The following is a 24,692-nucleotide window of genomic DNA, read 5'->3' on the forward strand; positions in this document are numbered from 1 at the left end:
GGCTATCCGCCGAGCCAGTAGGCGCGGTGTTGGAAGGCGTAGGTCGGCAGCTCGATCCGCCGCGCTCCGGCTGTGCGGTACAGAGCGCCCCAGTCCACCGGGGTGCCTGCCGCGTGAGCGCGGGCCAGAGCGGTGGCGAAGGCGACGGTCTCACCGGGTGGCGCACCGTCGCCGGGGGTGTCGAGGACACCCGTGGTGACGACGTCCGTGTCGGCCGCGGTGGCGGCGGCCACGAGGTCGCGTACTCCGGCGGCCGACGCGCCGGAACCGAGCTCGACGATGATGGTGCCGCCCTGCCGCGCCGCCCAGCCGACGCCGTCGCGCACCGACGCGCTCGCGTGCGTGGCCCAGTAGTCGGGCGCGCGCAGCAGGTTCACGTCGGCGCGCTCCCCCGTCGCGCTCGATATCAGCGGCGTCCCCGGTTCCCGGGGAGCGAGTCCGGTGGAAATCCGCTGTCGATCGGAGGAGCTTTCCGCACGGACCAATCCGGCCGCGTCACGCAACGACCAGGCGCCGGCGACGTGTGCGGCGGCGATCTCACCGGTCGCTTCTCCGAGCACGTAATCCGGCCGGAGACCGAATGATTCGAGTAGCCGGTACAGCGCCACCTCGTTGGCGAACGATGCGATACGCACGGCCTCGGACCCGGCGGGAGCAGTGTCCAACAGCGTCTGCGGCGGGCACCCGAAAATCTCGCAGATTTTGTCGAACGCCGCACGGAATACTGGGAAGTCGCCGTACAGGCCGCGGCCCGCACCGGGTGGCAGGGCGGCTTCCCCCGGGAACAACACCACGGTTTTCGCCACCGGTGAGGACTGCCCCCGGACGACGGCCGGGGTGGCGCGCCCGGCTTCGAGTGCTTCCAGACCGGCCACCAGATCGTCGTGCTTGCGGCCGATCACCAGTGCTCGGTGCGCCATCCGGGTCCGCGTCACCGCCAGCGAGATACCGACATCGCTCGGATGCGGCGGGGTATCCCTGGCGAGGAACGCCGTCAGCCGCCGGGCCTGGCCGGACACGGCTCGTGCCGAACGGGCCGACACCACCCACACCTGCACGGGCGGATCCTGGCGTTCGGCATACGCTACTGCTCGTGGCGGAGCCTCTTCCAGGATGACGTGGGCGTTGGTGCCGGTGATCCCGAAGGACGACACCGCGGCGCGGCGCGGGCGCCCGGTCTGCGGCCATGGCTGTGCTTCGGTCACCAGGCGGATATGCCCCGCCGCCCAGTCGACGTGTCCGGTGGGCTCGTCCACATGCAGGGTGGGCGGCACGATACCGTGCCGCATCGCCAGCACCATCTTGATCATGCCGGCCACGCCTGCGGCAGCGAGGCTGTGCCCCATATTGGATTTGATCGACCCCAGCAGCAGCGGCTGCTCGCGACCGCGGCCGTAGGTGTCCAGCAGGGCGTTCGCCTCGATCGGATCACCCAGGACCGTGCCCGTCCCGTGCCCCTCCACCACCTCGACGTCGCGGCTGGACACTCGAGCGGCGGCCAGCGCGGACTCGATCACCCGCCGCTGCGCGGCACCGCTGGGCGCGGTGAACCCGTTGGACGCACCGTCCTGGTTGACCGCGGTGCCGCGTACCAGCGCCAGGATCGGGTGTCCGTTGCGCTGCGCGTCCGAAAGCCGTTCCAGCAGAAGTACTCCCACGCCCTCCGACCAGCCGGTGCCGTCGGCGGCGGCCGCATAGGATTTGCACCGGCCGTCCGGCGCCATCCCGCGGTCGGTGCCCGAGGCGAACAGGTCGGGTGTCGCCATCACCGTCACACCGGCCGTCATCGCGAGGTCGGACTCGCCGGATCGCAGCGAACCGACCGCTTGATGCAGCGCCACCAGCGACGACGAGCAGGCCGTGTCCACGGTCAGCGCGGGACCTTCCAGCCCGAACGCGTACGAGATGCGCCCCGATGCCGCGGCCGCGGACATTCCGGTCATGAGGAATCCGGTGAGCCCGGCGAGTTGCTCCGCGGTCAAAGTGCGATACGACCCGTCGACCATCCCGTAGGAATTGCCGAACATCCCGACGAACACCCCGGTCCGGCTGCCGCGCACGGTCTCAGCATCGATGCCCGCCCGCTCGAACGCCTCCCAGGTCACCTCGAGCAGCTGGCGTTGCTGCGGATCCATCGCCATTGCCTCGCGCGGGCTGATACCGAAGAATCGTGCGTCGAAATCGCCTGCGCCATCGATGAATCCGCCCTGCTCGACATAGGTGACCCGATCCGGATCCAGCTCGGCCAGTTCCTCGGCGCGCCAGCCGCGGCCGGACGGGAACCCCGAGATGACATCGCGTCCTTCGGAGACCATCTGCCAGAGGTCGTCGGGCGAGTCGACGCCGCCGGGATACCGGCAGCCCATCCCGATGATCGCCACCGGCTCGGCGGCACGGGATTCCCACCGCAGCAGCCGCTTTCGTGCGGTCTGCAACTCCCGTGCCGCGGTCCGCAGATACGACCGCAGCTGCTGTTCGTCCGCCATTGCTCAGGCCGCCGCGTCGACCGCCGTCAAATGCATGAACGACACGATAAAGCGGCCGGATTCGGGCACCATGCACAGCAGCGTGTCGCCCTTGCTGATCAAACCCTCGCGCAGCATCTCGTCCAAGATGAGATAGATGCTGGCGCTGCCGATATTGCCCACCCGGGTAAGGTTGCTGTACCACCCCTCCAGCCGTCCCGGATCGATGCCGCGGCGCTTGAACTCGCCGAGCAGCAGTTCCTTCATCCGCTCACTGGAGTAATGCACCGGGAACCACGTCACCCGTGCCGGATCGAATTTGCCCGCGGCGATCAGCCGCTGATATTCGGTGATGCCGACCTCGACCAGGTGCGGAAGCAGGGACAGCTTCTGCCGTGGAGCCAGTGCACCGTCGCGCACCGCCTCGGTGGCGGTCGGATAATCGCCCCAGGTCTTGGCGCAGTCATTGGCGTTGCTGCCGAAGAACATGCACGCCTGTTCGGTATTGGCGTAGGAGGTCAGCGTGATCCAGTCGATGCGCAGGCTGATTCCCGCCGCATTCGGCCGGTCCGTCAGCACCGCGGCGCCGGCGCCGTCGGAAAGCATGTAGCGCAGGAACGCCGTCTCCATCGGCAGCGAACCATCCTCCACCACCGATTGCATCTCGGCGTAGCGGGAACTCTTGAAACCGCGAGAGGCGAATTCGCTGGCCACCACCACGGCATTGCGCTTCTCGCCTGCCACGACCTGAAGGTAGGCGTCCTTCAACGCCATCATTCCCGAACTGCAGATGCCGTGTGCGGTCATGACTTCCATCGGTGCGTAACCCAATTCGCCGTGGATCATGCTGGCGTGCCCGGGCCCGAGCAGGTCCGGAATAGTGGTCGCGGCGGCGAGCATCTCGACATCGTCGGGACCGAGCCCGGCGCGTCCGACCGCCTCTCGGACGGCGGCCGCGGCCATCTGCGTATTCGAGAACACCGTCTGCTGGTTCTTGTCGATCGCGTAATGGCGGGTCTTGATACCGCTGTTGGTGAGGATCATCTCGCGCAGATCAGCCGATGCCAGACCGGCTCGGCCGATGTAGTCCTCGATCTCCTCGTTCGGCACCGGTTCGCCCGGTAGGAAGCGTCCGGTCGCGGTGATGTAGGCGCCCATCTCGTTCACGCTCCCGCACTGGTCTCGCGAGCCGCCGACTTGAGTGCCAGCAGATCGGTGAAGTCCCCGAAGGTGCGCACCGAGGCGATCCGCTCGTCGTCCAGCTCGATGCCGTACTTCTTCTTCACGAGGTCCGCGATCGCGAGCAGCCCCAGCGAATCGACGCCGAGCTCGTTCAGAGCGGAATGGCTCTTGATTTCATCCGGCTCTATCCCGTAATGCGATTCGAGATAGTCGAAGATATCCTTCTGGATTTCGGCGACGACCGACATTTCGTACCTCGTTCCATGCGCGGCGACCGGCCACGAATTTCCACGGTCCTATCCGCGCCCAGTCTGGCACCAGCGATATTTTCCGTCAAGGCCGCGGTTTCGAAATCGCTTGCGCAAGGCCATATTCGGGCACGTGTCAACCCCTAATCGACCCACCCCTATACCCGGGAATTCGCGCTCTTGACCACACCAACCGGCCGCCGATACAGTTTCGACGCGATTCGATTCCGAAAGTTGGCGCAGCTCATGGATTCCGAAAAAACCTCCGACGGCGGCGCGCGGCGTGCGGTCGTCTTCTCCTACTCGCAGACCGGCCAGCTCACCGAAACGGTCGAGGCATTCACCGGACCGCTTCGGGCGGCCGGCTGGGCGATCCGCCACGTCGCCGTCGAACCCGCGCGGCCCTATCCGTTTCCATGGCCGGTGCGCACGTTCTTCGGCCTGTTTCCCGATTGCGTCGACGAACACGCCGTCATCGACCTGGCCACGCCTGCCGAGCAGTTGCGCACCGAACCGGGTGAACTGGTGATCCTCGCCTACCAGGTCTGGTATCTCGCGCCGTCACTGCCGGTTCGCACCCTGCTCAACGACCATCCCGCGCTGTTCGCGGGCCGAGAGGTGCTGTCGGTCATCGCCTGCCGCAATATGTGGTATTCCGCGGCGGTCGAGGTCGATCGCCGGCTCGGTGATCTCGGCGCCCGCCATCTCGGTGCGATCGCGGCCATCGATACCCGGCCGCAGTTCGTCACCCTGGTCACCACGTTGCGCTGGCTGCTGCGCGGACGCCGGGACGGGCGCGGCGTCTTCGGTCGCGCCGGTGTCGACGATCGGGAGCTCGACCGGATCCGCGGCTGCGGTGCGGCATGGGCCGACGGCGCTGCCGAGATCGACGGGGCCCGGGTCGAGTACCCGGTCGCGGCGCCCGATCTGGTGGCGGGCCGGATGTTCCGCCGCTGGGGTGCGCTGATTCGCGCGGCGTCTCGGCGCAGCGGAGTCCTGCGGGGCGTCGCGCTGACGGCGTTCGTGTGCTGGCTGGCGTTCTCGCTGGCGCTGATGCCGCTGATCGCGCTGCTCGTCCTACCCGTGCACCGCCGCATCGACCGTGCGATCGACCGCACTCTCGCGGGCATCACCCCCGCGCGCACCGGCACACCGGCCCAGAACGCACCGGCCGCACCGGATCAGGTGGTGCACAGCGTCGACGGCGCGGTGCCGGTGTGGGCGCTATCCCCGGACTCGCTGCTGCTGCTGTTCGGCGACGACGCCGAGACGGCGTGGCGCGACGCCCTCGGCTACGTGCACATGATGGACACCACCCCGCTCGCCGGAATCGCCCTCACCCGCACCGGCGCGCCGGATGCCGGACGCTGCCACGACCCCTCCGGCGCCGTGATCGCCGAGTATGGGCTGCAGCACGGCGCCGCCGTCCTGCTGCGGCCCGGTGGGACGGTCGCGGCGGCGCTGCCCGGCGTGGATCCGCACCAGGAACTGATCCGCGCTCTCGGCCACCATACCGATCGGGCGGGTGTCACCAGGGCCGACTGATCGGCACCGCGATGTACCGACCGAAAGTCATTGCGCCTGCGCATGTCACATTCCTCGCCCAACGCCTGCACGCCCACCTGCGAGGCTTGCTGCTGCGGGCGTTGCCGGCTCCGGTCGCCGTTCTGGACATGGCCAGCGGCTGGCTGGTGACCCAGGCGCTGTACACCGCGGCCCGGCTCAGTGTCGCCGATATGCTCGCCGACGGACCGCTGCCCGCCGATGCGATCGCGACCCGAGCCCGCACCGACCCGGACGCGACATACCGGCTGCTGCGCACCCTCGCCGGGTACGGCGTCTTCGCCGAACTGGCCGGGCGGCGTTTCGCGCTCACGCCACTGGCCGATCCGCTACGCGCCGATTCCCCGCGGACGGTGCGCCCCATACTGCTCGCCTTCGGGCACCCGGCGGCGTGGGCGACCCAGGGTGAACTACTCGGCGCGGTGCAGACCGGCCGATCCGGACACGAATTGGCGCACGGCGCGACGGGCTTCGACTATTTGGAGGCAAATCCGGAGATCGCGGCCGATTTTCACGAGGCCATGCGGGTGACCGTCGCGATGGCGGAGCGGCCGCTGCTCGCGGCCTACGACTTCACCCGTTTCGAGTCCGTCGTGGACGTCGGCGGTGGATCCGGATACCTGCTGGCGGCCATCCTGCGCGTGGCGCCTCGCGCCAGGGGCACCCTCTACGATCTGGCAACGGCGACCGTTCGAGCGAGTGAAATCCTCAGCCGGGCAGGAGTTTCGGATCGCTGCGCGATCGAGAACGGCTCGTTCTTCGATGCCGTGCCGACGGGCGCGGACGCCTACGTGCTGAAGAACATCGTCCACGACTGGGCTGATGAGCCCGCGCTGCGGATCCTGCGGTCGGTGCGCGATGCCATCGCCCCGCGCGGACGGCTGCTGCTGATCGAGTGCGTGGTGCCGGATCGGCGCGGTCGGCCGCACTTCAGCCTGTGGCTGGATCTGGAGGTACTGCTGCGCATCGGCGGCCGGGAACGCACTCGCGACGAATACGCACAGTTGTTGAGCCAGGCCGGTTTCCGGCTGCGTCGAGTGGTGCCCACGGCGAGCCCGCTGTCGCTCATCGAAGCGGTCGCGGTGTAGGCTCCGCGCCCAGCTGTCGTTCCACGGTCTCCGCGACCGCCTTCAGGTGGTCGGTGAGGTAGAAGTGTCCGCCGCGGAACGTATGCAGCGCGAACGGTCCCGTGGTGTGGGCTCGCCACCCTTCGGCCTCGGCGCGGGTGACGCGCGGATCCCGATCGCCGACCAGCACCGTGACGGCGCAGTCGACGCGCGCGCCCGCGGGGCATCGGTAGGTCTCCACCGCCCGGTAGTCGCTGCGGATCACCGGCAGGAACTCGCGCGCCACCTCGGGATCGTCGAACAGCTCGATGCCGGGCCCGCCCAGGGTCCGCAGCTCCGCCAGCACACCGGTGTCCGACCGCAGGTGCACCGCCTCGTGGCGGACCGCCGATGGCGCCCGGCGGCCGGACGCGAACAGCGCGCACGGTGTCAGGCCCTGCTCGGCCAACAGCCGGGCGACCTCGAAGGCCACCACCGCGCCCAGGCTGTGGCCGAACAGGGCGATCGGGCGATCGGCCTGCTCGAGCACGCTGGGCAGCGCACCCGCGGCCAGCGCGGCAACCGTGTCCAGGCAGGGTTCACCGCGCCGGTCCTGCCGCCCCGGGCTCTGCACGCCCAGCACTTCGATCGGGCTGGTGCAGGCCCGCGCCAGCGGTGTGAAGGTGCTCGCCGAACCGCCGGCGTGCGGGAAGCAGATCAGGCGTGTGCGGGAATCGGGCTGGGCGCGCAGCCGCCGCAACCACGGGCCGGTCGGGCTCAGCATCGCGTGCTCAGCATGAAGCGCAGCTCGGTTCGCCTGCGCACCTTCAGTTTCCGGTACACTCGCGTCAGATGCTGTTCCACCGTACTGGTGGTGATGCCCAGTTCCGCGGCGATGTCGCGGTTGCGCATCCCCTTCGCGGCGAGGTCGGCGACCCGGTGCTCGGCCACGCTCAGCGACCCGATATCGCCACCGCCGCCGCCCGCCGGGTCGGGAACCGTGGTCTCACCGGACAGGCGCCGCGCCAGCGGTTCGGCGCCACAGTGCCCGGCCAGGCGCAGCGCGGCGCGGCGCAACGACCGGGCGCGCTCGGATTCGCCGATCAGTTCCCATGCGCCGCCGAGATCGGCCAGGACGACGGCCAATTCGAACCGGTCATCGCCGCGGCGGCTGATCGCCTCGGCCTGCCGCAGCAGCGCCACCCGATCCGGCGGCGCCGTGGTCGCCGCGATCAGCCGCAGCGACACTCCGCCGGTGCCGTGGCGGCGCGGATCCCCCAGCTGCTCGAGGTGACGCTCGGCCCAGATCCGGGCGCGGCGGTGATCACCCGACAGCAGATATCCGAGCGCGAGGTCGTTGCGCCAAGCCACCAGGCCGGGCACATCCATGTCCCAGCGGCGCATGAGGGCACCGCACAGTTCGAAGTCGACCAGAGCTTCCTCGACGCGGGCGGTGGCCAGCGCCAGATGGCCGCGCGCATGCAGATACGGCAGTGCCAGCCGGGAATCGAACAGGCTCAATGGAACCTCGCGCTCCAGCTGTGCCCCGGCCTCGTCGTAGCGGCCCGCGACGGTGAGCGCACGCACGTGATACGACAGCGGCCGCGCCACCACCGTGCCCTGATTCCCGGCCGGTATCTGGTTGAGCGCCTGCACGGCATGGTCGGCGGCGACATCCACCCGGCCCTGCCGCAGCGCGATCTCCGCGCGCAAACCGGCGAAGACTGCCCGCCAGGTCGGCGACGAGCGAGCCACCGCCTCGGCCAGCAACGTATCGCACCACGCCGCCGCCACATCCAGTCGCCCGGTGTAGATCAGCGCTTCGAGCGCCGTCGTCAACGCCTCGACCGTTCCGGAGTCCAGCCGATGCCGGGACAGCAGTCCGTGTGCCATGGCGACAGTCGCGTCCGGGTCGGTCTGGGCGGTGATCCGGGACAGCAGCGTCGTGCCCAGGTGATGCGCCGACGGTGCGGTGTCCGCCGACGATAGGGCACCGGCCAGGGCTGACGATTCGGCAGGCTCCGGCGCGGTGGTGGTCTCCGTCATCCCGGCGAAGGCCGGGGGTGTCTCTCGGTCGGCCGGGCTTGGGCCGTCGCCGCGATGACGAGGAGTCAACTCGGGATAGGTGTAGGCGATCCACGACCGCAGAAAAGCCGACTCCGGACCCGTGCCCGCATCCCGTTTCAGCAGTGTCCACGCCGATCGGGCGTCGTCGAAGCGGCCGTGCCACAGCAGATAGCGGACCGCTCCGCGTAGTGCGGGCACCGACAACGTCCCGGCCCGGACCGCGGCGTGCAGGCGGGCGAAATTGCGTGTCGCCGCGGAAGGATTCACGCGCCACTCCAGCGACGCCAGCGCCGCCGCGATCTCCGCCCGGTCATTGGCGTCGGCGCTCGTGCGGTACGCCAACTCCAGGCAGTCGCCCGCACGGTCGATCCGGTCCAGCGCCAGTGCCTGTTCCGCCGCCGCCCGCAGCACCCGCGGTGCCCATTCGTATCGGCTGTCACCGGAGCGGATCAGATGATCGGCCACCGCCGTCGCGCCCGCTCCCTCCGCGTACAGTATTTCCGCGGCCCGGTTGTGCAGTTGCCGCCGCACGTCCACGCGCATCCCGCGCAGCAGGCATGGCACTACGTCGCGATGCGGGAACGCGGTGTGGTCCAGCAGTTTCGCCGCCGACAATTGCCCGCAGATGCGCCGCACCGCAGCAGGTTCGGCCCCGAGGATCGTCGCGACGGTGTCGGGCGAGGCCGCCTCGCCGAGCACGGCGATCGCCTCACCGACACGAAGATGATCCGGGCCGTAGCGGCGCAGCCGATGCACGATCGCCTCACCGATGTCACGGACCTCCGTCCGCGAATCCGGTTTCGAGGCAGGAGCGGAGGTGCGCCGCGTCGCGGACCGGGCGGTCGTCGCGGCCTCCGCGTCGACGGCGAACTCGTCCGCTCCCACGGCGGTGGCCAAGACGGCGCCCCCGACCTGTCGTGCGGCGATTGCGGATGATCGTCTGTGTTTTCCCCCGTGCGGCATGAGCTGTCCCATTTCTGTACCCGGAATTCCTCTTCGCGAATTGCTGGGAAGAGTGCGTTGGGCGACAGCGGTGTCGCTATCCAGCAGCGGATTCGTCAGTAGCGCAGCATGTTTCGGATAACCCCAGGAAACCCCACGTCGTGAAGGCTGTCAAGCAACCGAATCCGGGGGGACGGTGCCGTAGGGGAATGATCTAGGGGTTTCTGCGTGATCACAGCGGGGCCAGACTCGCGTCATGAGTTCGGAAAAGACGACGGCGATCGTGGATCCCGGCCCGGCCGGTATCGGGGATAGCGCGATGGTGACCGACGTCGCCGCCGACACCCTGGTACGCCGGCACTTCCACGCCCCCTCCGCCCGCCCGCCGGGGTGGGACGAGATCTCCGCCACCGCCCTGAGCGCCTACCACCGCAGCGTCCTGCTCACCGATGGAACCGTTACCCGCACTGTCGAGGCGCATGTCCTGGAACCCATTGCTGCCCAGACTATTACCCAGTACGAGACGACAGCCGACGTGGACCGCGGCGGGTGGCTGGACGCCTCACCCGGCGAGGCGGTACTGGTGCGGCAGGTCGATCTCGTCGGCGGGCGCACCGGTGTCCGGTACGCGCGTGCCGAATCGTTGATCTCGCTCGCCCGGTTGCCGACGACGTTCTCCGACGCGCTGGCACGTGAACCCGCCGGCATCGGCGCCGCGCTGCAGGCGGCTGCCGCCGAGTCCTATCGCCAGCTGCTGTACTACGGGCGGACCCGGGATGCGGTATGCGCCCGCTGCTATCGCATATTCATCCAACGGAAACCGGCGCTCGTCATTCGGGAATGGTTCCTGCGCTGACGCGAAACATTTCCCACCCATAGCCCATCGCTATCCGAAACTCACGGGATAGCTGTATTTCTCCGGCAGCCGGAACGGCCACCCTATCCGGAAACGGCGGATCACTATGTTTCGTATCACATTGCTGCGTCCCGTCGCCGCACTGCTGACCGACCGGGCCCGTCGCATAGGCGATCGCATCGCCTTCCAGGATCGGGTGCGTGCGGTCGACTATCGTGCCCTCGAGGTACGCACCGCCCGCATCGCCGGGCATCTGGTAGACGCCGGTCTACGCCCTGGCGAGCCGGTGGTGGTCTGGCTGGACAACCGGGTGGAAGCCGTCGAGGCCACGCTGGCGGTGACCCGGGCGGGCGGCATCGCCATCCCGGTGCGCCCCACCGTAGCCGACCGCCAGGTGTGCCAGCTCGCGGTTCAGCACAACGCCTTTGCCGTCTTCGCCGCCCACGACCGCCACCAAGTGTTCCGATGGGCACCGACGCGCGTGATCGCTGTCGCCGAGGACGCGACGACGTCGACGGACGACCCGCCGTCTCGGTTCGACGCTCTCGTCGCCACCAACCCCCTGGCACCGCCACGGGACGACCTCGGTATCGACGACCCCGCCTGGCTACTGCACGGCACCGGGGAGTCGGCGCCGCTACTGGCGACCCAGCGCAGCAGCGTGTGGTCGGTACTGGCCTGTTTCGACCGGATCCGCGGCCGTCGCGCGCTGCCGCTGGCGCTGCCCTACAGCTACGCCCATCTGATGTGCATTCTGGGTGTCATCGCCCTCGGCGGCACCGCGCGGCTGGCCACGTTCAGCCCCGACGAGATCCTCGACGCCGCCGGTGGTCGCGACTACACGCTGCTCACCGGGATCGACCCGTCCGTGGAGCGGAGCGAGCCGCCCGCGGTGCGCGTCTGCCTGGCCACCGGCCGACCGATGGACGGACCGGCCGGCGAGATCGCGGGCAGTCGGCCCGGCGCCGCCGTGCCGCTGGCCATCGCCTAGCAGCGGCGACCGCGTTCAGCGGCGCGTTGCCTCGATGAGGCGCTGGCGCAGCCAGGTCAACGAGGTGGCGCCACCGGGACCGACGGTGTACAAGGGGTAACTCTGGTGCGCGCCGGACTTCAGGAAGTCGTCGACCTGACGCTTCCGCTCTTCGTAAGCGGACGCGTTGAGCTGGTCGGATAACAGGCCGAGGCCCCCTGCGGCCAGTGCGTCGCCGATGAGGTCGTTCGCCTGCTGCTGGTAGCTGTCGATCTTCGCCGGGTCCGGATTGGAGATCTGGACAAAGAAGCCGGCGATCCGTCCGGCGAAGTCGCCATCCGGCATCGCGCAGTACAAGTCACCTGGGACGCAGAAGGTATAGGTCCGTGGGGTGAGCCAGCCGAAACCGCCTAAGCGAGGCCCGCCCGCGCCCGCGCCTGGGACGGGTGGGCCGATCAGGTTGTCGCTGGGTGACCGACGCGGATCGGCGATCAGCCCGACCAACACGACCCGATGCGCTGGCACAACGCCCAAACCGGTACCGATCTCGGCCGCGAGATCACCGGCGGCATCCGCACCTTGGCTATAGCCGAGCAACGCGATCCGGGTTGCTTCGCACGACTGCGCCATCGCCGAGACGAAGCCCCGTGCTTTATCGATCGCCTCATGCTTGGAGCGACCGTACACTTCCCCTTCCCAAGGGAAGGCGGTCGCCGCGTAGTGGACGTAGTCCACCTGGACGTCCCCGGGGAGATCGTCCAGGGTCATCGCGAGCATGCCCCTGCCCGGGTCGGAATTGGACGTTTCCCATGTTCCGGGAATCGCCACGACATACATATCGGGACAGTGGCGTGGCGCACCCTCCGCGACGGACGCGCCACCGAACTGGAGGGCAGCGGTCACCATCGCGACTACGCACGCAGCGGCGTTGGTCTTCAATCCTGTGAACATGTGTGCTCCGTGTATTCCCTACCGAAGATCACTCGGTCGAACCCGTGCCCGACGTCAGTGCGGTTTACAAGGTACATCCCCGGATGCGCAGCGCGCCCGACTCCCACGTGGCGACGCGACAACGTGTCGCGTCGCGCGTCCCGTCCGTGACCAATGCGTGGCAGCGGCCCGGAGCTGCTCGAGAGTCGACTCGACCGCCTGCTGCACCCGATCCAGCAGGATCGACGGCGGCCGGCCCGGCCGCTGCTCATCAGCCGACCCGGCAGGCCCGTACTCGATGAACCGGCGCAGGCAACACTAGCTGAGCGGGACCGCCGCACTGATGCCGAAGATGCGGAACTGCATGGCGCGATAGGGCATACCGGATTCCGCCCACTCGCTCACGATCATGCCGAACGCGCCGTCGAATCTGCTGTCCGGGTGGACATAACAGCCGTACAGGCGCGGCACGATGTCCGGGCCGCCCGGCGCCCAGAACGACCCCTTCACGGGCCGGTACGTACGCGCCGTCCACCAATTGTCGGTGATCCTCCCGACGACTTTGACGAAGGCACCATAGGCTCCGGCGTCGAAGCCGGACATCACCCAGTTCCCCTGTATCCGGCGCAGCCCGATCTCGCCGAGCCTGGTGCCGTCGGGCAGGATGCCGAATCGCGGGTCGCTACCCGGATTTCGGCCCCATCCCCAGTTCTGGCCGTTCCAGCCCCATCCCTCCCAGGCGGCCGGGTCGGTGAGCGCGGCGTGATTCTCGCGCACCCGCCACAGCAGCATGTTCTTGTTGCGAGCGAGCCCTCCGGTGGAGATGACGTAGACATAGCCGTCACCACCGCGCTCCCAGGAGATCATGGTGCGCTTGCCGCCGAACGCGGTGGTCGACCAGCGAACCCCGCTGTCGGTCCAGCTCTCGCCGTTGTCGTCGGAATACCGGATCTCGCACCATCGCTCGTTACCCAGACCCTGGGTGACCATCACCCACACATAGATTCGGCCGCCGATGGTGATCGCGTCGCAGGGCAGGACCGTGGAGTACTCCGGATTGTCGTGGACGTAATCCCAGAGCTGCCGAGCGCCGCGCGCGGCCGACTGGAACTCGATCGGTCTGGACAGATCGTGCGTGTTGCTTCGCAGCAGCATGGGCGAACGCCAGTTCGGCCCGCCAACTCTCGGCTCGGTGCCGGAAAACGTGTCACCGGCGAGGAATCCGATGTCGCCGCTCGGCATCCGAAACGGGATGAACAGATCAGAGCCGCCGATGTCGGCCATCGGGAGTGGATTCAGATTCTTGATCTTCATAGCCGGAATCCTTGTCGATTCTTGGTGCGTCTCGCTTCCCAGATCGGCTCGTAGGGGCTTGCCTCTGCTCGACCAGTATCGGAGGTCGGTAACCGCGGCGTTGCCCGTTCGGGCGAATCTCCTTGCGCGACGCGCCGAAGAGATTCCGTGCTCGGCCATGACGAGAACCGGTCGCGTTGCCGACTGCGTCAGTGGTGGGCGCCGCCGGCCTCTCCGCCGCTGCGGTAGGCCGCGAGCGTCACGGCCAGTGCCTGTCGATCGAGCTTTCCCCGCGGCGTGCGCGGCAGGCTGTCCACGGTCAGAATCTGCACCGGCATGCTGGGACTCGGCAACGTCGCACGCAGACGCCGCCAGATCTCGTCAATGCTCGGTGCGGCGCTGTCCACGACAATTGCGGCCGCGGGCGCCTGCCCCATGCGTGCGTCCGCGATGGGAATGCAGGCGGCTTCCGCGATACCGGGTATCGCGGTGAGCGCCGCTTCGACAGCCGCGGGTTCCACATTGAGTCCGGCCCGGATCAGCATCTCGGAGTCCCGGCCGAACAGGTACAGCCGGTTGCCGATCACCCGGCCCCGGTCGCCCACCGTCAGCCACCCGTCCACCGGGCCGTCCACCACGCCGTCCGCGGTGAGGTAGCCGCCGAACAGCATGTCGCTGCGCACATAGACCAGGCCGTCACGGATCCGCGCCTCGACGCCGTCGAACAGTTCTCCTGCCGAGTTCTCGTCGGTGGCCCCGAGTCCTCGGTCGTAGGACACGAAACTCAGTTCGGAAGCACCGTAGAAGTGCACGAGCGAGGCGTTCGGCAAGACCTCCTGCAACGCTCGACGTCCCGTGCGCGGCCAGCGGGCCGCCGAGGACAGCACCTCACGGACGCTCTCGAGCGGACCGATGCCGGCCCGCACCACGTCCCACGCGATCGTCGGCACCGAATACAGATGTGTCGCATCGTCGGTCAGCGACTGGACGACCGGCCGCAGATCCACCGTCGCGCCCCGGGTCAGAGCATGCAACGCGCCGTACAGAAAGTGCGTGTGGTCGAGGACGCCGGGCACCGACACCCGATCGCAGGCGCCGATGCCGAACGTGCGGTCGGAGCGATCCAGTGTGGTGGCCCACGAGCGCTGGTCGCGCACGAAGAGTTTCGGCTCGCCAGTGGTGCCGGACGTAATCCCGACCAGCAGTTCGCTATCCGGCTGCGCACCGCCGACCACGCCGGCGGATTCCAGTGCCGCCGCAGTCCGCACGCTCCCCTCGAATCCCAGCCTGCGCAGCCGCCGATGCTGGTGCGGCGCGGCCACGACCGCTGCGGGCTCCGCGAGTTCCAGCACCCTGCTCAGCTGGGCGGGCAGTAGATGGCGGTGCAGCAGTACGACACTCACGCTTGCGTGCATCGCCGCCGTCACCACCACCAGCGATTCGATATCGGACGTGGGCAGCACGGCGATTCGGCGCATACCGCCGAGCCCCGCGGCCGTGCGGACCACCCGGGACCAGAAATCTTGGTAGTCGATGCGCTCCCGCCGATCGACCACCGCGCTCGCGCGCGGGATCTTCGCGGCCTGTCCGGCGATCCGCGCGGCAAGCAGGTCAGACATCGTCGGCTCCCCTCGCCGCGAGGGCATCGCCCATCGCGTCGGCGGTCCGCAGCGCCCGCACCAGCGTCGGCGTGACCAGCGCCGTCATCGACCACTGCACTCCGCGGGCGCGCCGCGCCTCGGCGACGTCGTGCACGATACCGGCCAGCAGCGGGACACACCGGATGGCCAGAGCCAGCAGCAGACCGATCCGCTCGGGATCGACGCCGAACCTACGCAGCGGCCTCAGTCCTCGGGTGACCGCGTCGAGCAGGTCCGTCACGCGAGTGGTGAGCGTGACCAGCGCCGCGAGCGCCACCGAGATCACCAGGACTCCGCACACCACCGCGGCCCGCGCAGGCGACGTGATGAGCACCTGGAACACCGCGATGAGCGCCACCATCCACACCAGCGGACGCAGCTGCGCCACGACGACTCGCCACGGAATCCGGGCCACCGCGAACAATCCCGCCACGACCACGGCGACGATCAGGACCTGCAGCGGGCTGCGCACGAACACCGAGACCGCAACGATCGAAACCAGCAGCAGCACCAGTTTCGGCCCGGCGGGCACCCGGTGCAGCAGCGAATCGCCCGGACGGTAGACGCCGATCATTCGACCGAGGCCTGATACGCCGGGACGGCGTCGGCGGGAGCGCCGTCGAACGCCACCGCGCCGTCGTCGATGACGATGACGCGGTCGAAACCCTCCAGCAGCGACAGCTGATGCGTCACCACGATCACCTGCTGATCCACGGCGTCCAGCGCCTCGGCGATCAGCCTTGTGTTGCGCAGATCCAGCAGCGTGGTCGGTTCATCGGCCACGATCACCTCCGGCCTGCGAATGAGCACGGCTCCGATCGCGAGCAACTGCTTCTGCCCACCGGACAACAGGTGCGCGGGGTGCTCGGCGTGGTCGGCGAGCCCGAACCGCTCCAGGATCTCCCGGACACGCGCCGCGACCTCTCGTTTGCTCAGGCCGGTTCGCCGCAGCGAGAAGGCCAGATCCTCCGCGACCGTGGGCATCACGATCTGCGTATCCGGGTCGGTGAACACGAACCCGACCTTCCGCCGCACCTGCGCGCCTTTGCGGGCGGCGTCCACACCGTCCACCGTGACCGTGCCGGAGGTCGGCGTCAGCAAGCCGTTGATCATGCGCGCCAAGGTGGACTTGCCGGAACCGTTGGCGCCGATGATGCCCACGCGGCGCTCGCTGATCCGCAAGTCGATGTCGCGCAGCACCTTTCGGTCACCGAAACGGTGGTGGACCGAGTCGAAGACGATGTCACTCACGACACACGCTCCACAAGCATTGCGATGCCCTGCCCACCCCCGATGGCACAGGCCGCGAGACCGAGCGCGGGGCCGTCCGCACGCAGCATCTGACTGGCCAACCGCACCAGCAGAATTGCTCCGGACGCTCCCCAAGGATGCCCCATCGCGATCGCACCGCCTTGCGGGCAGATCCTGGCTTCGTCCAACCCCAATTCGTCCGCCACCGCCAGCACCACCGATGCGAACGCTTCGGTGATCTCGATGACGCCGAGATCCGCCACGGTGCATCCGGTGCGCCGCAGAAGTTTTCGGATCGCGGGCACAGGACCGAGCCCGGGCAGCGCCGGATCGGATCCGGCGACCGCGCAGCCGAGGATTCGCAGCGCGGGCAGCCCCGCCGCTACGGCCTCGCTGGTGACCGCCATCGCCGCGGCGCCGTCGGAGATTCCGCACGAATTGCCTGCGGTGGCCGTGCCATCTACACCGAAACTGGGGCGCAGCCGCGCGAGCCGGGTCTCGGTCATGCCCGCGCGGATGCGCTCGTCCCGGTGCACGTCACCGATCGGCACGATCTCCGCGGAGAAGTCGGCGGCCGCGGCGAGGGTGTGCGAGCGTGCCGCGTACGCGTCCTGCCGCGCACGGCTGATGCCGCGCGCTCGGGCGAGATCGTCGGCGGCCACCCCCATATCGGGGTCGGGAAAACCTTGTGGCGCAAAGGGAGCACGGGTGTATCGCACGGGGTCGGCGTCCGCGACCGGGGGCCAGAAGCGCCATGGTGCCGTGCTCGCCGATTCGACGCCGCCGGCGAGGATGAGGTCGTCCGCGCCGCTGCGCACGCGCAACGCCGCCTGCATCACCGCGTCGAGGCCGGATCCGCACTGCCGGTCGACGGTGACGCCAGGAACGTACACGCCCAGACCCGCCCGCAATGCGGCGACCCGCGCCGGATCGCCGCCCGGACCGAGACAGTTGCCGAGGACGACGTCGTCCACCTCGCCGTCGATCCCGGCGCCGCGCAACGTCGCAAGCACCTCGCGCAGCACAGGAGCAGCCAGATCGGTGGTGGTCAGATCGGCGAATCCGTGCCCGGCGTTGCCGATCGCTGTGCGATGCGGCGCAACCAGAACGGGGACGGGGCTCATGTCAGCAAGTCTTTCAGCTGACCCCTGGCGACCTTTCCTGCGGCAGTCCTCGGCAGCGCCGAAAGCGGCACCCACCGACGCGGCATCGCCTCTTTCGTCAGCACCCGCCGCGCTCGCGACCGGATCTCGTCGAGGCCGGCCATGCCGTCCAGTTGCACTGCGGCCGTGACAGTTTCACCGAAAACGGCATGGGGTGATCCGATCACCGCCGCGGCGGTGATTCCGTCGAGCGCCTCCAGGACCCGCTCGACATCCTCGGCAACCACCGTGGTGCCGCCCACGTTGATCGCGCAGTCACCTCTGCCCCGCACCGTCAGCGTGCGGTCGTCCCCCACTTCGGCGAGGTCACCGACCCCGAACCACTCGGGCGCGCCGAGCACTGTGTAGGGCGATCGAACGTAGAGCAGGCCGCCGCGCACGTCGGCCTCGACTCCGTCGAGCAGGCGCAACGGCTCGGGAACATGCCGCGCCGCCACCAGGGAGACTTCCGAGGACCCGTAGTACTCGACGACATCGAGGTGGCCGGCGGCGGCCAGTGCACCGTCGTCCACCGCGATGCCCGCGACGATCGCGGTACGCAGGTGCGGGCAGGTACGCGCCACCTCACGCAGCACCGCGGGTACCGCATGCACCACGGTGGCCCGCGACGCGTCGTCGGTGACGCAGGCGCCGCGCCACAGCGCGTGCAGCGCGCCGAACAGATGCATGGTCGCGTGCAGCGGGCCGGTGATCAGTACGCGGTCGGCCTGCGCCACGCCGGTGATCGCGGTGAACGCCGGGAAGCTGTCGTACCAGGAGGCGGCCGTCCGGGCGAGCGGTCGCGGACACCCGGTCGACCCGGACGTCGCCACCAGCAGAAACGCCGAAGGTGGAATGCTCGTCCGGTGCGGACGGGCGTCCGGATTCTCGACCATCACCGGGATGCCGCGCCGGACCGCGGCACAGACACAGATCAACGCGTCCGGAACCGAGAGGGTCGAGGCGTCGTACACGGTCGCGTCACCCTGCGCGGAGATCCACTGCTCGATCGCCCGGTCGAGGTCGCGATAAGTGTGAATGCGGCCGTCGAAGTCGAGGGCAGGCGCATCGCCCGTGCCGCCGAGTTCGGGACTAAGCACGGATCAGACCGGGATACGCACGGTGGACCCCCTTGGCCACCACCGTCGCGACGACTACTTTTGCCAGGTCGCCGGGAATGAACGCGACATTGGTGGAGATCGCGGCCCCGATCCCCAGATCGGTGCGCAGCAGCAGACCGACGATGCCGCAGAGGTAGATGACCAGCATCCCGCCGGCGGCGTTGCTCAGCAGGCCCAGCACGATCGGGTATTTCGGCAGGATGCGGGCGGTGAGCAGCCCGATGAGCAGCGCCGCGGGAATCCAGCCGAGCAAGTATCCGGCACTGGGCCCGGCCAGCGCGGTCAAACCGGTTCGGCCGCCGGACAACAGCGGTAGACCGATCATCGTGAGTGCGAGGAAGACCAGCACCGCGGCCGTGCCCTTGCGCGCCCCCAGCACCGCCCCGGCCAGGATGACACCGAGAGTCTGCACGGTGATCGGCACGCCACTGAAGCCGACCGTGATAGCCCCGGGCAGACCGAGCGCGGCGATCAGCGCCGCGAAAACAGCGATCTGCGCCATATCGCGCGCCGGAATACCGGCCCTCGACTCCCGGGAGTTCTCGACACCCTCCACGACAACCCTCCGCTGAAACTTGAACGACGTTCAAGATAGCAGGCCGGGGTGGTGGCAGGCGCATCCCCCGCGCCGAGAATTCCGCGACAACGGTGACCTTGTCCTCTGGCGCCGGAACCGGCTTCGAGGGATTGTCGAGTGGCAATCGGCCCGTCACGTCGAGGAGGTTCAGCATGATCACCGCCGGAACTGTCATGCGCCCCGATGTCGAGTGCATCAGCGTGCGGGACACCATGGGCTTCGCCGCCGAGCGGATGCGCCAGCTCGACGTCGGCGCACTCCCCGTCTGTGATGGCGAAGGCCATCCGGTCGGAATCGTGACCGATCGCGACATCGTCGTGAAGGTTGTCGGTGTCGGGTTGAATCCCGGGACGACCACAGCGGGCGAACTCACCCAAGGCGCGGACAAGATGCACACCGTCGACGTCAGCGCGGACATCAGCGACGTTCTCGCGTGTATGACCGAGTTCCGTATCCGCCGGCTCCCGGTAACCGCTCAGGGCCGCCTCGCCGGCATCATCACCGAGGCGGATCTGGCCCGGCAGCTGCCCGAGCACCAGGTCGGCGAATTCGTCGAAGCCATTTGCGCCGCGAATCTTCCGACTCCGGGCGAAAGCACGTCTTGACACACGTCACAACATATTTCGGGCGTGTTCGAATGTTCTGGTCAGCACACGTCGTGGGTCGACACCCCCGTGCCCACCGAGCGGCGGGTGCGAAGGTCCGCTCGGTGGGCTCACCGCCGCGCGCCGGAATGTGCGCGCCAGGACAGGGGCGGGTTCTGAGGGATCCTGTCCGGCGAGCAGCGAACGCGAGGCGGCCGGTGCCCTCGTCGAGCAGGCGCGAAGTCGGGCACAGTGCACGCCGCGCGACGAAGGCAGGTCTATCGGGTGGTCAGAGCGAGCCTCCGCCGCCGATCAGCCACGGGTTGAAGGTGCACTCCAAGTTGGGGTGGCCGACCGGGTCCAACGCACGCAGCGCGATGGACAGCGCACGCGGCGAGTACATGATGGTGAGGTGGTCGGACACGTCCTGCTCGCATCCGTCCTGCAGGGTGATATTCCGCACCGACACACCGGGCGCCGCCTTCAGGAAGGTCAGGTCGTAGGGGTTGGTGATCTCGTCGTAGCGGGTGGCGACGATGGTGTAGTCGACGCCGGGGATGGTGTCGCCGTTCTCGTTGAGCTTGTTGACGAAGTCCGAGCCGACCGTCTGCTGGATGCCCGCGTGGCCGACGAAGATCTCGATGAAGCCGAGGATGTCGATGCCGAAGTTGTTGATCGCCCGGCCCAGCGCGCCGATGCCGATCAGGCTGGTGCCGTGGTGCGTGGCTCCGTAGGTGACCAGGTTCCCGACCTTGGCGGCGCCACCCTCGAACTTGGTGTACCAGTTCGACATCGAACCACCCTGAGAATGCGCGACGATGTCCACTTCGGACGCGCCGGTCGCGGCCAGCACCCGGTCGACGAACGCGGCCAGCTGCTCGGCCGAATCCTGGATATAGCCGGTGCCCATCACGCCGGGGAGCACCGACCCGAGACCGCCTCCTTCGAGCAGGTTCGACCGGCCGTAGTTGACGGCGAACGTGCAGAAGCCGGCGTCCTTGATCGGCTGGCTCATGTACGCGAACCCGTTGTAGGCGTTCATCCAGGTGCCGTGCACCATGACTACCGGGCGCGGATGCTGGGCCGTCGGTGTGCAGTTCCAGTCGTTGGCACCGGGTGGAGCAACGTCCGGATGCGTCAGCCCGTAACCGAACGCGGCCAGCCACGACGTCATCGGCGGGCCGTAACCCACGGTGTCACTGGCGTATCCGCCGGAGGAGCCCGAGCTGCTGCCCGACCCGCCGTAGCAGTTTCCGGAACCGTTGCCGGATCCCGCGCCGCTGCCCGACGTGCACGCCGAGCCGGTGCCCGAGCTGCCCGAATCGGCGATCGGAGCGGCCTTGCGCCCGGCCGCGATGTAGTCCGCGAGCGTCTGCTCGGTCGGCTGATCCTCGGGCGCGGCGTTCGCGCCGGCGCCGGTCGAACCGACAGCGAGCACCGACACGCTCACCAGCACCGCCGCGATAGACCAGCGCCCGTGGGTACTTCGTTTCATTACCTGCCTCCTGCGGAACCGCGATGTTCGAGGGCCGGTGCCGTTCCTGCGGGTCGGCGGCACCGAAACTGCGCCAACGCTAGAACCGCGCGGCGCGAGCTGCCCACGCCGAACAATCGAATCTGGAGAGCTCACGAATGCCTTTGTCGTGGCTAGGGATACGCCACAAGGTAGCGACAATTCCCGGTATCGGGAGCCGACCAGGCAAGCGGCACAAAAATTCCGCGACGAAACGGTGAATTCTCCAGATCACCATGCGATCACAGTTCGGCATCGGCGTGCGGGGGCATCATGGACACAACCCGCACTTCGCCGTCGGTGGCCATCTGATGGCTAACCGCTTGGAGATCCTATGTCCGTCAGCATGGTTCCAGCACATGCGTCGGCTCTCGCGCGAAGCCGTGCGCCGTCGACCATATCGACTGCGGGATGGCTCCCTTCACGACGGGGACGTCGGCATCGCCGCCACCATGACAGCCGAGCGGATGCCTTCGCCAGTCCGGAGGATCGGCCCGCTCACCACCGGAGCCCGCCGGCCAGCACTGTTTCGCAATACAGGAGCAACCATGAACGAGACCGCCGTGAATCCGGCTGATCAGGCGAGGGCGCTCGTCGACCACCGTTATCGTTCCGCCGTCCCCTACCAGGTGGAACGGGAAGAGATCCGGGAATTCGCCCGCGCTATCCAGGATTACCATCCGGCACATTGGAGCGAGGCCGCCGCGGCCGAACTCGGATTCTCCGGGCTCGTCGCGCCCCCGACCTTCAGCTCGATAATTCTCACCCGGATGCACCGCGAAATCATGGATTCGCTGATCACCGGATACGACCCGACCCGGATTCTGCACGCGGACCGGGTATTCGATTTCGGCAGGCCGCTGGTCGCCGGGGACCGCCTGACCTGTGACGTCTACGTCGAATCGTTCCGGCACTTCGGCGACTACAACGTTCTCGCGATCAAGAGCGTACTCATCGACCAGGACGGCACGGTGGTGCAGACCGGCTCCAGCGCGCTGCTCGCACGCGTCGGCGGCCCCGATCCGGGGCCGGCCGAGGCGGTACGCACGGTCACCACCATGTCCCCTGTCACAACTAGACAGGGCCGAACCGAAGCCGTCGTCCCCGCCGCGGCCGACTCACTTGCGCCACCGCCCGGGCCCCGGATCGCGCAGCCGGATGTCGATTTCGCCGACCTCGCGGTCGGTACGGAATTGCCAACGCGGACCATGCGCTTGTCTCGTGAGGACCTGGTCAACTACGCCGGAGTGACCGGCGATGCCGATCCGGTGCCCTTCGACGAACGAAGCGCCGTCGCCAGCGGTCTGCCGACCGTGGTCGCACCCGGCATGCTGAAGCTCGGCCTGGCCGCTTCGTTCCTCGGCGCCTGGCTCGGCGACCCCACGGCGCTCACCCGTTTCCGCGCACAGTTCGCGCACAACACGCACTACTTGCGCATTCCGCCCTTGGCGGCTGGGACGGTCGAGTTCCGCGGCCGGGTCATCTCGATCGATCCGCGCAGGCGGCGAGCGACCGTAGCGGTCGACGCACGAGCCGAAGGTCGCAAACTGTTCGGCTACGCCGCCGCGGAAGTGCTCTTCCCGCACGCGATTCGGGCTGGCGACTGATCACGCCACCCCGTCGGCCCGGCTCATATCCGGTCCGTCGACCCGGGCGCGGCCACGCAACCGGCCGGTGACCAGTGCCAGCCTGCGGTGCGATGCCAAGCGGGCAGCACGATCATAGGTACTGGTGTGCACCGAAATCTCACTGCGCCGACGGTGCTCGCCGCCGCGACATCCCGGATCCGGATCGGCACCGGCGGCGTGATTCCGCGGCGTCGTTCAGGAGGACTCGGAAACCTCGAGTGCCGACGCGAGCACTTCCCACATCTTCGGCAGCTGGGCCTGGAAATCCGGCCAGGTGTGCATCCCCGCGGCGAAGTATTCCACGGTGGCGGGAATCTTCAGTTCCGCCAAGCGCGCGGCAAAGCGCTCGGTGCACGCTCGGGCGCCCGCCTCCAGCGCGGCGCCGCCACCCGCGGTGCGCAGCGCCTCCGCGATCGTCGGCGAGCTCGCGACCGCGACCAAGTCGGCGCCGGTGGGCAGGCCGGTGGCCGCCGACAGGTAGATCCCGGTGCCGCGCAACCCTTCCGCGTGCAGCAAGCTGTCGTGCGCGGACCATTCCGGTGAGGTCGGCGGGCCCCAGAGGTTGTCGACGTTGCCGCCGCGGGAGGCCACGGTGATGGTGGTGACGGCGTGACCGAGCGGGTCCGAAGTCGAGTAGCAGCCGCTCATCCCGGCCACGGCGCGATACCAGCCGGGATGGCGCTGCGCCAGCATCATCGCCGCCTGCGCTCCCATCGACACCCCCGCGATCGCACGGCGGCCGTCGGTGCGCAGCAGCGATTCCACGATGGGTGGAAGCTCGGTGGTGAGAAAGGTCTCCCAGCGATTCAGGCCGAGCGCGGTGTCGTGGCGAATCCAGTCGCTGTACATGCTGCCGGTGCCGCCGCCGGTCAGCACCACGTCGACCGGCTTGTCCGCGAAGAACTCCGCGGCGTTGCCCTTGGTCAGCCACGCGGAGGTGGCGTCGCCGTCGACGCCGTCGAGCAGATACAGGACCGGCCAGGGCCCCGTGCCGGTACCGCGCAGCACGTCGACGGTGATGATCCGGCGCATGGCCGCCGATGCGATCGCCAGCCGTTCCCGGCGCGGCGCGACTTTCTCTATCGAGATCAACCCGGTGCGGGTCATCGAGGGGTCCACGGCGGGCGGCGGGGCCACCGGTGCCTGCGGGGCAGGCGTCACCGGATCGGCCAGCACGGGCGCGGCAACCACCGCGGCGATGACCGCCATCGCCGCGGTGATCGGTCCACGCGGCCTCATAGCGCCGTGGCGGCCCGTTCCGCCTGCCGGGCCGCTGCGCGTTCGCACTGCTCCTCGAATCGGTGCGCCTGAATCTCGAGTTCGTTCTCCTCGGCGCTGCACCGGCCGCTCCGGGCAACCCACACGCCGTCGCAATCGAAGGACGCCGAGATCTTCCTGTGATAAGATGACACCCCGTCTGGGATACGCAGCTTCTCGATGACCGCGGTTTGCACTACGCCGGGAAATTCGGATCGGCCCGGCTCCTGATCAACTCGCCCCATCGCGCTGAATTCGCGTCGATCGCCGCACTGCACGGAATCATGCGGATTCCAGGCCGTGGGCTTGCGCAGATGATCGCTGGGTGGGCGTTCGGCGGGCTCGAGTTCGCGCGGAATATGGCGATCGGACAACGCGGTGGTCACTCGCACTCCTTAGCTCACCCTCGACAACAGG

At 68.6% G+C, this 24,692-nt stretch carries 23 protein-coding genes; 6 read left to right on the plus strand and 17 right to left on the minus strand.

Annotated elements, in window-relative coordinates; genetic code table 11:
• Positions 1-2: 2 nt before the first annotated feature.
• Genes NA4_RS04830 through NA4_RS04840 form a run of 3 tightly spaced genes read right to left on the minus strand, consistent with a single transcriptional unit; the run spans position 3 to position 3,895 of the window.
• The gene (locus NA4_RS04830; RefSeq protein WP_067464464.1) at positions 3-2,486 is read right to left on the minus strand and encodes a type I polyketide synthase; all 2,484 of its coding nucleotides are present in this window, start codon (positions 2,484-2,486) and stop codon (positions 3-5) included.
• 3 nt (positions 2,487-2,489) lie between these two features.
• A complete protein-coding gene (locus NA4_RS04835; RefSeq protein ID WP_067464598.1) occupies positions 2,490-3,623 on the minus strand; it encodes a 3-oxoacyl-[acyl-carrier-protein] synthase III C-terminal domain-containing protein in 1,134 nt (377 codons plus the stop codon).
• A gap of 5 nt (positions 3,624-3,628) precedes the next feature.
• Positions 3,629-3,895, minus strand: coding sequence for an acyl carrier protein (locus NA4_RS04840; protein WP_067464467.1), 267 nt, complete (start codon positions 3,893-3,895; stop codon positions 3,629-3,631).
• Between the two features lie 246 nt (positions 3,896-4,141).
• Between NA4_RS04840 and NA4_RS41260 the strand changes: the two genes are divergently transcribed.
• Positions 4,142-5,440, plus strand: a complete 1,299-nt coding sequence (locus NA4_RS41260; protein WP_169810976.1) for an FAD-dependent oxidoreductase — start codon at positions 4,142-4,144, stop codon at positions 5,438-5,440.
• 11 nt (positions 5,441-5,451) lie between these two features.
• Positions 5,452-6,546: a methyltransferase gene (locus NA4_RS41265; RefSeq protein ID WP_067464473.1), complete on the plus strand. Its 1,095-nt coding sequence runs from the start codon at positions 5,452-5,454 to the stop codon at positions 6,544-6,546.
• On the opposite strand, the gene NA4_RS04855 is transcribed toward NA4_RS41265, so the two are convergent.
• Positions 6,524-7,288 (minus strand): thioesterase II family protein, encoded by a 765-nt coding sequence (locus NA4_RS04855; RefSeq protein WP_067464476.1) that lies wholly within the window; start codon positions 7,286-7,288, stop codon positions 6,524-6,526. The two genes, NA4_RS41265 and NA4_RS04855, sit on opposite strands and share 23 nt — an antisense overlap.
• Positions 7,282-9,468 carry a helix-turn-helix transcriptional regulator gene (locus tag NA4_RS04860; RefSeq protein ID WP_067464479.1) on the minus strand — a complete coding sequence of 729 codons (2,187 nt, stop codon included), beginning with the start codon at positions 9,466-9,468 and terminating at the stop codon, positions 7,282-7,284. Before NA4_RS04860 ends, NA4_RS04855 begins: the two co-directional genes overlap by 7 nt.
• 301 nt (positions 9,469-9,769) lie before the next feature.
• Here NA4_RS04860 and NA4_RS04865 point away from each other — a divergent pair, with 301 nt between their 5' ends.
• Both NA4_RS04865 and NA4_RS04870 read left to right on the plus strand, forming a co-directional pair.
• Positions 9,770-10,369: a chorismate--pyruvate lyase family protein gene (locus NA4_RS04865; RefSeq protein WP_084496815.1), complete on the plus strand. Its 600-nt coding sequence runs from the start codon at positions 9,770-9,772 to the stop codon at positions 10,367-10,369.
• 106 nt (positions 10,370-10,475) lie between these two features.
• On the plus strand, positions 10,476-11,360 hold the full coding sequence (locus NA4_RS04870; protein WP_067464487.1) for an AMP-binding protein: 885 nt from the start codon (positions 10,476-10,478) through the stop codon (positions 11,358-11,360).
• 15 nt (positions 11,361-11,375) lie between these two features.
• Here NA4_RS04870 and NA4_RS04875 read toward each other — a convergent pair whose 3' ends face one another.
• From NA4_RS04875 to NA4_RS04910, 8 genes are all read right to left on the minus strand, one after another.
• Positions 11,376-12,290: a cutinase family protein gene (locus tag NA4_RS04875; protein ID WP_067464493.1), complete on the minus strand. Its 915-nt coding sequence runs from the start codon at positions 12,288-12,290 to the stop codon at positions 11,376-11,378.
• Positions 12,291-12,587: 297 nt separating this feature from the next.
• Positions 12,588-13,583, minus strand: a complete 996-nt coding sequence (locus NA4_RS04880; RefSeq protein ID WP_084496816.1) for a DUF4185 domain-containing protein — start codon at positions 13,581-13,583, stop codon at positions 12,588-12,590.
• Positions 13,584-13,771: 188 nt separating this feature from the next.
• Positions 13,772-15,181 carry an AMP-binding protein gene (locus tag NA4_RS04885; RefSeq protein ID WP_067464495.1) on the minus strand — a complete coding sequence of 470 codons (1,410 nt, stop codon included), beginning with the start codon at positions 15,179-15,181 and terminating at the stop codon, positions 13,772-13,774.
• A complete protein-coding gene (locus tag NA4_RS04890; protein ID WP_067464498.1) occupies positions 15,174-15,776 on the minus strand; it encodes an energy-coupling factor transporter transmembrane component T family protein in 603 nt (200 codons plus the stop codon). The genes NA4_RS04885 and NA4_RS04890 overlap by 8 nt, the downstream gene beginning before the upstream one ends.
• Positions 15,773-16,453: an energy-coupling factor ABC transporter ATP-binding protein gene (locus NA4_RS04895; RefSeq protein ID WP_067464500.1), complete on the minus strand. Its 681-nt coding sequence runs from the start codon at positions 16,451-16,453 to the stop codon at positions 15,773-15,775. Before NA4_RS04895 ends, NA4_RS04890 begins: the two co-directional genes overlap by 4 nt.
• Positions 16,450-17,577 carry a thiolase family protein gene (locus NA4_RS04900; protein ID WP_067464502.1) on the minus strand — a complete coding sequence of 376 codons (1,128 nt, stop codon included), beginning with the start codon at positions 17,575-17,577 and terminating at the stop codon, positions 16,450-16,452. The genes NA4_RS04895 and NA4_RS04900 overlap by 4 nt, the downstream gene beginning before the upstream one ends.
• Positions 17,574-18,695, minus strand: coding sequence for an AMP-binding enzyme (locus NA4_RS04905; protein WP_067464505.1), 1,122 nt, complete (start codon positions 18,693-18,695; stop codon positions 17,574-17,576). The genes NA4_RS04900 and NA4_RS04905 overlap by 4 nt, the downstream gene beginning before the upstream one ends.
• Positions 18,688-19,272: a biotin transporter BioY gene (locus tag NA4_RS04910; protein WP_174552906.1), complete on the minus strand. Its 585-nt coding sequence runs from the start codon at positions 19,270-19,272 to the stop codon at positions 18,688-18,690. The genes NA4_RS04905 and NA4_RS04910 overlap by 8 nt, the downstream gene beginning before the upstream one ends.
• Before the next feature lie 173 nt (positions 19,273-19,445).
• On the opposite strand from NA4_RS04910, the gene NA4_RS04915 reads away from it, so the two are divergent.
• On the plus strand, positions 19,446-19,898 hold the full coding sequence (locus NA4_RS04915; protein WP_067464506.1) for a CBS domain-containing protein: 453 nt from the start codon (positions 19,446-19,448) through the stop codon (positions 19,896-19,898).
• Positions 19,899-20,166: 268 nt separating this feature from the next.
• Here the strand turns inward: NA4_RS04915 and NA4_RS04920 are convergent, their stop codons facing one another.
• A complete protein-coding gene (locus NA4_RS04920) occupies positions 20,167-21,372 on the minus strand; it encodes an esterase/lipase family protein (protein WP_067464507.1) in 1,206 nt (401 codons plus the stop codon).
• Between the two features lie 566 nt (positions 21,373-21,938).
• On the opposite strand from NA4_RS04920, the gene NA4_RS04925 reads away from it, so the two are divergent.
• A complete protein-coding gene (locus NA4_RS04925) occupies positions 21,939-22,997 on the plus strand; it encodes a fused (3R)-hydroxyacyl-ACP dehydratase subunits HadA/HadB (RefSeq protein WP_067464510.1) in 1,059 nt (352 codons plus the stop codon).
• On the opposite strand, the gene NA4_RS43195 is transcribed toward NA4_RS04925, so the two are convergent.
• The 3 genes from NA4_RS43195 to NA4_RS04935 form a co-directional block, all read right to left on the minus strand.
• A complete protein-coding gene (locus NA4_RS43195) occupies positions 22,998-23,129 on the minus strand; it encodes a hypothetical protein (RefSeq protein WP_281179971.1) in 132 nt (43 codons plus the stop codon).
• 84 nt (positions 23,130-23,213) lie between these two features.
• Positions 23,214-24,257, minus strand: coding sequence for an alpha/beta hydrolase (locus NA4_RS04930; RefSeq protein ID WP_067464512.1), 1,044 nt, complete (start codon positions 24,255-24,257; stop codon positions 23,214-23,216).
• A complete protein-coding gene (locus tag NA4_RS04935) occupies positions 24,254-24,661 on the minus strand; it encodes a ferritin family protein (RefSeq protein WP_157128812.1) in 408 nt (135 codons plus the stop codon). Before NA4_RS04935 ends, NA4_RS04930 begins: the two co-directional genes overlap by 4 nt.
• Positions 24,662-24,692: the final 31 nt, after the last annotated feature.

Source organism: Nocardia amamiensis NBRC 102102 (genome assembly GCF_001612745.1).
GTDB classification, from domain to species: domain Bacteria; phylum Actinomycetota; class Actinomycetes; order Mycobacteriales; family Mycobacteriaceae; genus Nocardia; species Nocardia amamiensis.